Annotated in this window: 7 protein-coding genes and 1 pseudogene; 2 read left to right on the top strand and 6 right to left on the bottom strand. The window is 60.0% G+C overall.

Annotated features, from left to right (window positions below):
• Positions 1–81: 81 nt before the first annotated feature.
• From rpsD to NW818_RS10975, 3 genes are all read right to left on the bottom strand, one after another.
• Positions 82–693 (bottom strand): 30S ribosomal protein S4, encoded by a 612-nt coding sequence (gene rpsD, locus NW818_RS10985; RefSeq protein ID WP_011432724.1) that lies wholly within the window; start codon positions 691–693, stop codon positions 82–84.
• Between the two features lie 176 nt (positions 694–869).
• Positions 870–2,006 carry a GDP-mannose 4,6-dehydratase gene (gene gmd, locus NW818_RS10980; RefSeq protein WP_011432725.1) on the bottom strand — a complete coding sequence of 379 codons (1,137 nt, stop codon included), beginning with the start codon at positions 2,004–2,006 and terminating at the stop codon, positions 870–872.
• A 132-nt stretch (positions 2,007–2,138) separates the two neighbouring features.
• The gene (locus NW818_RS10975) at positions 2,139–3,521 is read right to left on the bottom strand and encodes a nicotinate phosphoribosyltransferase (RefSeq protein WP_414424572.1); all 1,383 of its coding nucleotides are present in this window, start codon (positions 3,519–3,521) and stop codon (positions 2,139–2,141) included.
• A gap of 306 nt (positions 3,522–3,827) precedes the next feature.
• Here NW818_RS10975 and NW818_RS10970 point away from each other — a divergent pair, with 306 nt between their 5' ends.
• Both NW818_RS10970 and NW818_RS10965 read left to right on the top strand, forming a co-directional pair.
• Positions 3,828–4,898, top strand: coding sequence for an isochorismatase (locus NW818_RS10970; protein WP_414424571.1), 1,071 nt, complete (start codon positions 3,828–3,830; stop codon positions 4,896–4,898).
• A 49-nt stretch (positions 4,899–4,947) separates the two neighbouring features.
• Entirely contained in the window at positions 4,948–6,240 is a 1,293-nt protein-coding gene (locus tag NW818_RS10965; RefSeq protein ID WP_414424570.1) for an ATP phosphoribosyltransferase regulatory subunit, read from the top strand.
• On the opposite strand, the gene NW818_RS10960 is transcribed toward NW818_RS10965, so the two are convergent.
• From NW818_RS10960 to NW818_RS10950, 3 genes and pseudogenes are all read right to left on the bottom strand, one after another.
• Complete coding sequence (locus NW818_RS10960) at positions 6,224–7,303, bottom strand: DNA polymerase III subunit delta' (protein ID WP_414424569.1); 1,080 nt, start codon at positions 7,301–7,303, stop codon at positions 6,224–6,226. The two genes, NW818_RS10965 and NW818_RS10960, sit on opposite strands and share 17 nt — an antisense overlap.
• A gap of 3 nt (positions 7,304–7,306) precedes the next feature.
• Entirely contained in the window at positions 7,307–9,670 is a 2,364-nt protein-coding gene (locus NW818_RS10955; RefSeq protein ID WP_414424568.1) for a hypothetical protein, read from the bottom strand.
• A 320-nt stretch (positions 9,671–9,990) separates the two neighbouring features.
• Positions 9,991–10,100: pseudogene (locus NW818_RS10950) on the bottom strand (IS630 family transposase); the annotation flags it as partial.

Here is a 10,100-nt window from a genome sequence, read left to right as displayed (position 1 = left end):
GCAGTGTTCAGCGTAAATGTATCAGAACGTCAAACTGCCCAAAATTCCCCTGCAATTTGCAATGGCCACAAAAGGGGATCCCTAGAGCTTGCGGGAATAGAACTCAACCACCAAAAGCTCGTTGACCGGGGCGCAAATTTGCTCGCGGGGGGGCAATTCCTTGATGCGTCCGCGCAGCTTTTCTTTGTCAAACTCCAGGTAGTCCGGCAAAAACAACCCCGGATACTCCGCGTAGGCGGCCACCAGCTTGCGGGAAGATTCCTTATTTTTTACTGTAATCACATCCCCCACTTTGCAGCCATAGCTGGGAATGGTTACCTTTTGGCCGTTAACCTCTATGTGGCCGTGGCTCACGAGCTGCCGAGCTGCCGGAATGGTTGGAGCCATGCCCAGACGAAACACGATGCAATCCAACCGCATTTCCAGCATTTGCAGCAAGGCCAAACCGGTGGATCCCTTGGAGCGCCGTGCCTTGCGCATGTAGCGGATCATCTGCCGCTCGCTCAGCCCGTAGTTGAAGCGCACCTTCTGCTTTTCTTCTAAGCGAATGGCATATTCGGATTTTTTCTTGCGCTCGGCGCCATGCATACCGGGCGGGTTGGTATTTTTGGGGCGCTTGCGCGTCAAGCCGGGCAGATCAAGTCCCCCGAAGCGACGAATAATTTTTAGGCGGGGGCCTGTGTAGCGGGACATGCGGGCATTTCTCCGAAATCAGCAAACAAAGTCAGCAAGAGATGGTCAGCTGGGGAGCAAGAGGACGAGGCACCAAAAGAATCAGCGATCTACTATATTAAGCGTTTAGTTCCTGCTTTGGACAAGGGGTCAAGGCTGTCTTTTGGGATCCCGTCTCCACCGTTGTATTCACCCTGTCAGTCGTAGTGAACCCCCAGCTGGGTGCGGATGAAAGCGCGATCTTCGCTGAGCAGGCCGTTGAGGGTGCGCCGTTCCCCCAAGATGGGATCCGGATCCAGGCCGATGGCTTCCAAGTCGGCCAGCACCATCAGCTCCACCAACTGCGGGAAGCTCACCTTGGGCTCCCATCCTAGGACTCGCTTGGCTTTTGAAGCATCCCCCAACAGCAGATCCACCTCGGTTGGGCGGTAGTAGCGGGGATCGATCTCGATCAACACTTGGTCTTTGTACAACCCCTGTTCGGCTTGGCCGGAGCCTTTCCAGGTAATCGGCAGGCCCACCAGCGCGAAGGCCCGTTCCACAAACTCGCGCACAGTGTGGGTTTCCCCGGTAGCCAGCACATAGTCATCCGGCTGGGGTTGTTGGAGCATCATCCACATCCCCTCGACGTAGTCTTTGGCGTAGCCCCAGTCCCGCTTGGCATCCAGGTTGCCCAGGTAGAGCTTGTCCTGTTTGCCGGCCACAATGCGGCTGACGGCGCGGGTGATCTTGCGGGTTACAAAGGTTTCCCCTCGCCGTGGGCTTTCGTGGTTGAACAAGATACCGTTGCAGGCGAAGAGGTTGTAGGCTTCGCGGTAGTTGACCGTCTGCCAGTAGCCGTACACCTTGGCACAGGCATAGGGGCTGCGCGGGTAGAAGGGGGTGGTTTCCTTTTGCGGGATCTCTTGCACTAGGCCGAACATCTCCGAGGAGCCTGCCTGGTAAAACTTCACCCGGATCCCGGTGCGCTGCTGGTAGTCGCGGATGGCCTCTAGAAGACGCAGCGTGCCCATGGCCACTGCATCGACGGTGTATTCCGGCGCATCAAAGCTCACCCGCACGTGGGATTGGGCCCCCAGGTTGTACACTTCCGTCGGCTGCACCTGTTCCAGGATCCTGCGCAGGGTGGTGCCATCCGTGAGATCCCCGTAGTGAAGGAATAGCCTAGCCTGGGGGTCATGGGCATCCACGTAGATGTGGTCGATGCGGTCGGTGTTGAAGGTGCTGGCGCGGCGGATGATGCCGTGAACTTCGTAGTTTTTCTTCAACAACAGCTCGGCCAGATAGGAGCCATCCTGTCCGGTGATGCCGGTAATTAGGGCACGTTGGGTCATAGAGCTGGGGGCAAAGACTAGGAAAACACCAAAAATCAAAATGGCCTGAGGCTCAAGTCCAATGGCAAAACTCAAACCTCAAAGCGGAGACCTTGAAGCTAGAACATTATAGTGCAGCGGGACTCCTTCTCCTCAGGCCGTGCCCGCCGAGGCACATTCCTGGCCAAGGGTGTGGTCTTTCAACCGTTGCAAAGTTGCAGTCAGGGCCATGGGCCAGGGATCCGGCTGGCGCAGTTGTCGCACTCCCTGGGGCAGGCGCAGCACAGAAGCGCGGCTGGTGCGGGCAATGGCTTCCAGATCCGGCAAGGGATCCAGCAGCAGCCCTTTTTCCATAACTTTGCGCAAGAGCGGTTCGTAGCCAGGAGGCGGGGGCTCGTCAGCATGGCCCAACAAGTCTCCTTCAGGGCCGCGAAAGATCTGCTTGCGACCGGGAAGGGTGGCTTTGGCAAAGGAAGCTTTGGCCACTGGGATCCCATTGATTTCCACCAATTTGTACACCCCGTTCACGCCTTCTCCGGTCACCAGGCGGGTGCCCACCCCATAACCGCTGATGGGGGCTTGGGAGCGATGCAGGCGCTCGATCTCGTATTCGTCCAAATCCCCACTGACGAACACCGGGGCGCCTTGAGGCAAAATTTGTTTCACCCGGCGAGAGAGATCTTCCAAATCTCCCGAGTCGATGCGCACCCCGCCGATTTCCCCCTGGGATCCCAGTTGATCTGGGCTTCTGGCCGCAAAGAGCTGGGCTGCTGTGCGCGCCCCTTGGATGGGATCGTAGGTATCGATTAGAAGCGCAGCTTGGGGAAAGTAGCGCCGAAAGGATTGAAAGGCGCGGGTTTCGTCTCCCGAGAGAGCAGCAATGGCCATCACTAGGGAATGGGCCATGGTTCCTGCCGGCTTGCGCCCCAATTTCAGGGCTGCCAAGACGTTGGAGGTGGCATTGAACCCTGCCGCCAGAGCCGCCCGGGCTGCCCACAGCCCCGCCTGGGGACCAAAAGCTCGCCGGGTGCCGAACTCCAACAAAATGGCCTCATCCCCTGCTGCATCTCGCATACGGGCCGCCTTGGTGGCGATCAGGGTCTGGTAGTTAAAGGTGGACAGCAAGTAAGTTTCCACCAGTTGGGCTTGCCAGAGGGGGGCTTCCACCCGCAACAGGGGCTGGTTGGCGAAAATGGCGGTTCCTTCCGGCACCGCCCACACATCCCCCTCAAACCGGCAGCGGGCCAGCAGCTCCCAAAAGCGCTCCGGCGCATCGGCGAAAATGCCCGTTTCCCGCAGCGCTCGCAAAGCCTCGGGGGCGAAGCTCAGTTGCTGCAGATAGTCCACTGCCTGGGTGAGCCCCATGGCGATTAGGTAGCCATAGTCGGTGGGCAGGCGCCGCACAAACAGCTCAAAGGCAGCGGGCTGAGACTCTAGCCCTTCCCCCACGTAGCAGGCGGCCATGGTGAACTGGTACAGGTCGGTTAGCAGGCCATAGTCTTGGGGCCGCAACGACGAGAAATCAGGGCTCAACATGAAAAACCTCGGGGCAGAAGCCAGTGGGGAACGGCGGGATCGAGCAGAGGGCTGTTGCGAAGGTTATAGTGAAACTTACCATAAGTAAGGCTGCTTGTAGGGATCCACCAGAAGCATCACAACCCCAAAAAACCTTAAAAATCGGCCTCGACAAGACACCAAACCCAAACTCAGCCAGAAATACAGGCGGCCATCTGGACAAAATCTTGCCCCCAACTTATAGTGAAACCAACCATAAGTGTTACCCGTCCAACTCTATCGAGCGGGTGCAAGCCTGGTCAATCCAGCCCCCACCGGAAGAACGCCATGAATACCACTCTACAGGAGCTAACTGTTAAGGCTCCAGCGGGCCTTCCCCCCCACTTTGATCCGGAGCGGGTGGGAGAGATTTGGCGCGTGCCCTACCAACAGCGGGCAGCAGAAGCCGAGCTCTGGGCCAAGGAGCAAGGGATCCCGCCGGCAGAGGCGGATCGGGTGCGGGTGGGCTTGTTGCTCATTGATGTGCAGAACACCTTTTGCATTCCCGGCTTTGAGTTGTTTGTGGCCGGTTCCGGCGGATTGGGAGCGGTGGAAGACAATCGACGGCTTTGTCAGTTCATCTACCGCAATTTGGCTTGCCTCACCCAGATCATTGCCACTCTCGACACCCACACGGCCATGCAGATCTTCCACCCCGTCTTTTGGGTGGACGCGCAGGGAGCCCATCCTGAGCCGGCCACGGCCATTTCGGCAGCCGATATCCGCTGCGGACGCTGGCGGGTTAACCCCGCCATGGCTGCCAACCTCACCCAGGGGGATCTGACGCGGTTGCAGGTCTACGCTCTGCACTACGCCGAGCAATTGGAGCAGGGGGGGAAATATCCCCTCATCGTCTGGCCCTACCACTCCATGCTGGGGGGGATTGGCCATGCCCTGGTGCCAGCGGTGGAGGAGGCGATTTTCTTTCACAGCATGGCCCGCTGCAGCCAGCCCAGCCTGCAGCTCAAGGGAGCCAACCCCTTGACGGAGAATTATTCCGTACTCAGCCCGGAGGTCTTGACCGGGCCGGAAGGGGATCCCATCGACGAGAAAAATGAGCCTCTTATCCGCCACCTGCTGCAGTTTGATGCGCTGATCGTGGCTGGCCAAGCCAAAAGCCATTGCGTGGCCTGGACGGTGAGTGACCTGCTGCAGGAAATCCAAGCCACGGATCCCAGCTTGGCCAAGAAAGTTTATCTTCTGGAGGACTGCACCTCGCCGGTGGTGATTCCCGGCGTTGTGGATTTCAGCGAACAGGCGGAGGCCGCCTTCGCCCGCTTTGCGGAAGCAGGAATGCACCGAGTGCGCTCCACGGATCCCATCTGGGAGTGGCCTGAGTTTCCCCGGGATCCCAGCTGACCTCCAACATCCGGTATGATGCAGCAGGATCCTCTGCTGGAGCAGCCCTGTGTACGGTCGCGGTAGCGGTGCGGAGCACTCTCGCGGTAGCGGTGCGGAGCACTTTTGGGATCCCCGCCCTGAGGCCAGTTCCACCGTCTCCAGCAGTCTGCGCCCCCCCAGCGGTGCCCGGGATCTCCTGCCGCGGGAAGTACAACGGCGGGAGAAGCTGGAGGCTCAGCTGACCCGGGTTTTCCGGCGCCATGGCTACCAGCGCATCATCACTCCCACCCTAGAGCGGCTGGAAACGCTGCTGGCGGGGGGATCCATCCGCGCTGAGTCGGTGCTGCAACTGCGGGATGGCGAAGGGACGATGCTGGGGCTGCGCCCCGAGTTCACTGCTTCCATTGTGCGGGCGGCAGCCACCCGTCTAGCCGGTGGGCCTTTGCCGTTGCGGCTCTACTACCACGGCAGCGTTTTTCGCAACAGCCGGCGGGAGGAGGGATCCTACAGTAGCCAGGAGTTTTTTCAGTCCGGAGTGGAGCTGATCGGGGCAGGGGGATGGCTGGCAGATGCCGAGATTCTGCTGCTGCTGGCCGATTGCATTCGCTCGATCGGCATCTCTTCTTGTGTAAACGGGACGGAGACCGCCTGGACGCTGCTGCTGGGAGATGTCAGCCTCACCGAGAGTTTGCTCAGCGCCGTTGCCCCCACGGCTCAAGCGGCAGTGCGCCGTGCCATTGCCCAGCTCGACTACGTTTACCTGGAATCGGCCCCTCTGCCGGAAGCCGCCCGCCAAATTGGCTTGCAGATTCTGGGGCTGCGGGGACAGCCCGGCTCAGTTCTTTCTGACCTGGCTCAGTTGCCTGTGCCGCCTGAGCGGCTGCGGGATCTGCGGCAGCTCTGCCAGGTGCTGGAGGAACATGGGGTGCGGGTGGTGCTGGATCTGAGCTTGTTGCAAACCCTGGCCTACTACACCGGTATCGTTTTTCAGGCGGTGGCGAGCGGGGAGGTCATTGCTCTGGGGGGGCGCTACGACCGGCTGCATGCTCTCTACAGCCCTCAGCAGGTCGAACAGCCGGGGATCGGCTTTACCCTTCTGCCGGATACGCTGCTGCGGCTCTTGCCCCCCGATCCCCAAACCGAGGAGATGGGCTGCAAACGGTTGGTGGTGCCCCTGGTGCCGGCAGGGATCCCGGCGGCGCTGGCCTTGGCCGCCCGCTGGCGAGAATTGGAGGCGGTGGAGCTGGAATTGCTGGATCGGGCCCCTGAAGAGATCGAAGCCTATGCCCGCCAATGTCGGATCCCGGAGATCGCCTGGGTACAAGCCGACGGCAGCTACCACATCACCCACCCGGGCTAATGCTGGCAAGGTTGACCTCCCAACAGAGACGGGGCTGCACCAGTTGCAACAGGTGTTGGCGAATGCGTTCCAACTGCCGGATGGCGCTCTGCACCCCTGGCGCAAACGGCTGACGGGATCCCTGCGCCCAAAAATGCTGCTGCAAATAATCGATCAGCCACAGTTGTGCCGGCAGCTCCAAACTGGCCACCGCTCTGCCCAATTCCAATGCCTGCTGGAGAGAAGAGTGCCAGGGCCAACGTTTGAGTTCCTCAAGGAGCGACGGCGGGATCTGCTGCAGGTGCTGGTGGGCCAGCAAGGCCAAGCCGGGGCTGCCCTGGGCCAAGGCAATCAGCTCGGATCGAGGGATCCCTGCCAGATCTGGGCAACCCAACCCACTCAGCACCCGGTCGACCTCTTCTGGGCTGAGGCGGCGAAAAGGCACCATCTGGCAGCGGGACAACAGCGTCGGCAACAGCGAGGCCGCCTGGGGGGCGATGAGTATAATATGGGCTGGGCCTGGCTCCTCCAGGGTTTTCAACAAAGCATTGGCAGCGCTTTCCGCCAAGGTTTCGGCTCCCTCCAGCACCACCACCGCTCCCGTTCGCGTAAGCGGGACGGAGTCCTTTAGCGGGGGGGAGCCCTTTCGCTGGGCTCGAATCGGCTTGCGGGCACAGAAGCGGGATACCCCCTGCACCTGCTCCAGGCGAATTTGGGGCGGCGAGCGCCGTTGCAAGGTTTGCGCCTCCGGGGAGTCTGCCGCAATTAGGCGGCCTTGGTGCAGGTAGGTGGGGCTGACCCAGTGGAGATTGGGATGGTTGCCCGCCAGCAGCCAACGGCAGTGGGAGCACTTGCCGCAAGGGATCCCGGAGCTGGATTCGCACAAGAGGGCCTGGGCAAACCAACGGGCCATCAGCTTCCGCCCCACCCCTTGGGGGCCCAAGAAGCAGTAGCTGGAAGTCACCCGCCCCTTCTCCAGGGCCGCCACAAGCAGTCGTGCCGCCATCTCCTGCCCGACAATGTGCTGTGGAGGCAAGACCTTCATCCGCTTGACGGTCTCGGCGCTCGGACGGAGTTCTGGCATATCTCAGCATCCGCTGGCAGAAGCTGGCAGGAAATGTTTGCGAAAATACTGCAGCGTCTCCGGTCGCAATAACCCCCGCTCCACCAAGGGATCCCCCCAGTGGGGCGAAGATTCATCCATCGGCGGCAAGGACTCCAGCACTTCAGCAGCCAACAAGTCGGCAGCCTTGAGGAACTCTCCCACCGTGCGGCACCCCGACAAACGGGCAGAATACCCCCCATCCGCAAAGAACTTGATCGTGGTTGCCTTCAGGCCGGTACACTCGCCGATGACCGCAGTCAGCTTGCCCCCTGATTGTTGCCAGCGGCTGAGGATGTCTTGGATCTGGGGCCGATCCAGCAAGCCCGCTGCCTGCAAGTTTTGGAACAGATGCCTGGCCCAGGGGGTGAGTTCCGCCAGCAAAGGATCCGTCGGCGTGTCCTCAGGATTGGCGGGAAGCTCCCCGGCATCGGTCGCAGGTTCCTCCGGTCTCCCCGTAAGGACTGCGTTTCGCTCACGCAAGCGTGCTGGCCCATCTTTGGCGGTTGAGCCAGAGAAGTTGGCTGCTCTCAACTGAGCCTGCGCTGCCTCGGCGATCAGCTTTTGCTGTTCGTAACTCACCTGCAGCAGACGGTTGCGATTCTGCTCAATCTTGAGATTCTCTTGCAGGGACTCCAGGCTCTGTCGGTAGGCCGCTAGCAGCTCTCGCGCATCTCGCAGTTCCACCGTCAAGTTGGCCTGCTGCTGTTGAAGGGCGCTGAGGCGGGATCCCGTGGTTTTCAGTTGTTGTTGAGCTTGCTCCAAGGCTTCTTGGCGGGCTTGCAGGGATCCCTCCAGTTGGACAATGCGCTGGTCGGCCTCGGCCCGTTCTGCCCTGAGCTGGTGGATCAGGGCTTGGCTCTGCTGCAGTTGCTCCTCCAGTTGAGCAAGGTGCGCTTCGTAGTCACGGTTGGCTGCCATCAGCCGCGCCATTTCCGCTTGCAGTTGTTGTAGCTGCGCCTGTAAGCTTTCCACCTGCTCTGGGGGAACATAGCCGGAAAGCCGCGCCATTTGGGCCTCGTGCTCTTGCTGTAGCTGGGCGTAGCGCTCTTGCCACATCTGCAAAGCGGCCCTCAGCTCCGCAATCTGTTGCTCTAAAGCGGCAACCTGCTCTGGCCAGAAGGAGTCCAGATGCCGGGATGGGGCAGCTTCTGGCTCTGCAGCTTGCTGGGCAAGTTGGGCCTGCAGCTGATCCCGCCCCGACCGGAGCTGCTGGAGCTGCTGGAGCGCCGCTTCCAATTGAGCGCGTAGGTCAGTCACAACGCTGCTGGGCACCAACTCCGACTGGCGTTTCTGCAGAATCTGGATTTGCTCTTGCAACTGCTCCAATTCCGACTGATAGCAATCTTGCTGGGTTTGCAACTGCCGCTGCGCCCTTTGCTCAGCAGCGCGGGCAAGAGCCAGCTCCGTTTCCAGCCTTTGCAGTTGTTCCCGCCAAACCCGCAAATCCTGCTGCAACGTTGCCTGGTGCTGGAGCTCTGCTTGTTGGAGACGGATGGTGGCTTCCAGTTTTTGAATGCGCTGCTGATACTGGCTTTGAAAATCGGCAATCTGCTGGTTCATGCTGGCCAGGATCCGATCCCATTCCTGTTCCTGGAGCTCGATTTGTAGCCGCAAGGCTTCCACTTGCTTGCGGTAGTCAGCCAAGGTGGCCGGTTGAGGCTCATCGGCAAAGGGATCCGAGGCCGCCGCAGCCAATGTTCCAGGGATGGGATCTCCCCCAACTGCGGATTCGAGACTCGATGGCTGAATTGTTCCCTCGCAAGGGATCTTGGCCTCTTCGGGTACAGGCCAATCCTGAGCTGGGTCTTCTCGGCCAGGAATTGTCGATCTTCGGGGGATAGGCTGAACCTCGGGTACGGGATCCTTAGCCAAAAAAGGCTGCAGTGCTTCCCACGCATTGGGGGAAGCCATCCGTTGCAGTTGCACCTGAACATCCAAGGCGCGATCCAAAATGGCTGGCTGTACCCAGCCTTTCCAGGTGAGAATCTCCCCCAATTTCCGCCCGTAGCGACGCTGTTGGGCCAGAGCAACCCGCAACTGCTCGAAATCCAAATGGCCCAGCGCCACCAAAATCTCTCCTAGAGAAAGGGACTGGCTGGGCAGGAAGCGGTAGAGATCAGCCAGAGTGAGCCAGCCGCGCTCGAGACACACTTCTCCCAACTTGAGGTGGTTTTGCTGTTGCTCTCGCAGAGCCTGAGCCAACTGGGATTGGGAGATCAGACCCGCCCGCAGCAAACGCTGTCCCAGCGGTAAGCTCGACTCAGCCCCGTCGGCAGCAGCACCCCGCCCCTCCAGAAAGGGGAATGGGGTAGAGCCACTCTGGGAGGAAGAGGAGCGCGGAGGCATCAATAAAGTTCCCAGTTTAGGACTGTGTTGTTGCTGTACTTTAGCTTATCGCCCCTCAGGATAAAGCACAAAGAGATGCCAACGCCACATTGACCAGAAAACTGGGTTACAAGCCCCGCCCTTTATGACGGCTTCTTGATACAGTAACTGCGAACTCCGCCAGCTTGTTCGCCTGCGGCAGCACTGAGTGCTTCGTGGTGCAGTACCTCTTACTAGAGGGACATTAGAGGGACAAAGTATCTGGGAGTCTCTTCCCAGTAATTAGGGCGGCGGCATCCCTCTTCGTGCATAGGGATGGAGCAGTACAGCCTGTTAAGGAATCAAGGGGCACAGTAGCAACACCTAGCAAACCAACTTCGGAAGCAGAATGGATTGATGAGTAGTCAAGAGGTCTCTGCTATCTGCTCCATCCCATACTTCCCGGCTCTGG

Origin of the sequence: Synechococcus sp. R6-5 (assembly GCF_047461775.1) — a bacterium.
GTDB lineage: Bacteria > Cyanobacteriota > Cyanobacteriia > Thermostichales > Thermostichaceae > Thermostichus.
Note: the sequence above shows the minus strand (reverse complement) of the source record. Positions and strands in the feature narration are given on the sequence as shown.

What these genes read in the sequence shown, in the direction of transcription:
- rpsD (WP_011432724.1), bottom strand. Translation starts at nt 693, where the DNA reads ATGTCCCGCTACACAGGCCCCCGCCTAAAAATTATTCGTCGCTTCGGG.
- gmd (WP_011432725.1), bottom strand. Translation starts at nt 2,006, where the DNA reads ATGACCCAACGTGCCCTAATTACCGGCATCACCGGACAGGATGGCTCC.
- NW818_RS10975 (WP_414424572.1), bottom strand. Translation starts at nt 3,521, where the DNA reads ATGTTGAGCCCTGATTTCTCGTCGTTGCGGCCCCAAGACTATGGCCTG.
- NW818_RS10970 (WP_414424571.1), top strand. Translation starts at nt 3,828, where the DNA reads ATGAATACCACTCTACAGGAGCTAACTGTTAAGGCTCCAGCGGGCCTT.
- NW818_RS10960 (WP_414424569.1), bottom strand. Translation starts at nt 7,303, where the DNA reads ATGCCAGAACTCCGTCCGAGCGCCGAGACCGTCAAGCGGATGAAGGTC.
- NW818_RS10955 (WP_414424568.1), bottom strand. Translation starts at nt 9,670, where the DNA reads ATGCCTCCGCGCTCCTCTTCCTCCCAGAGTGGCTCTACCCCATTCCCC.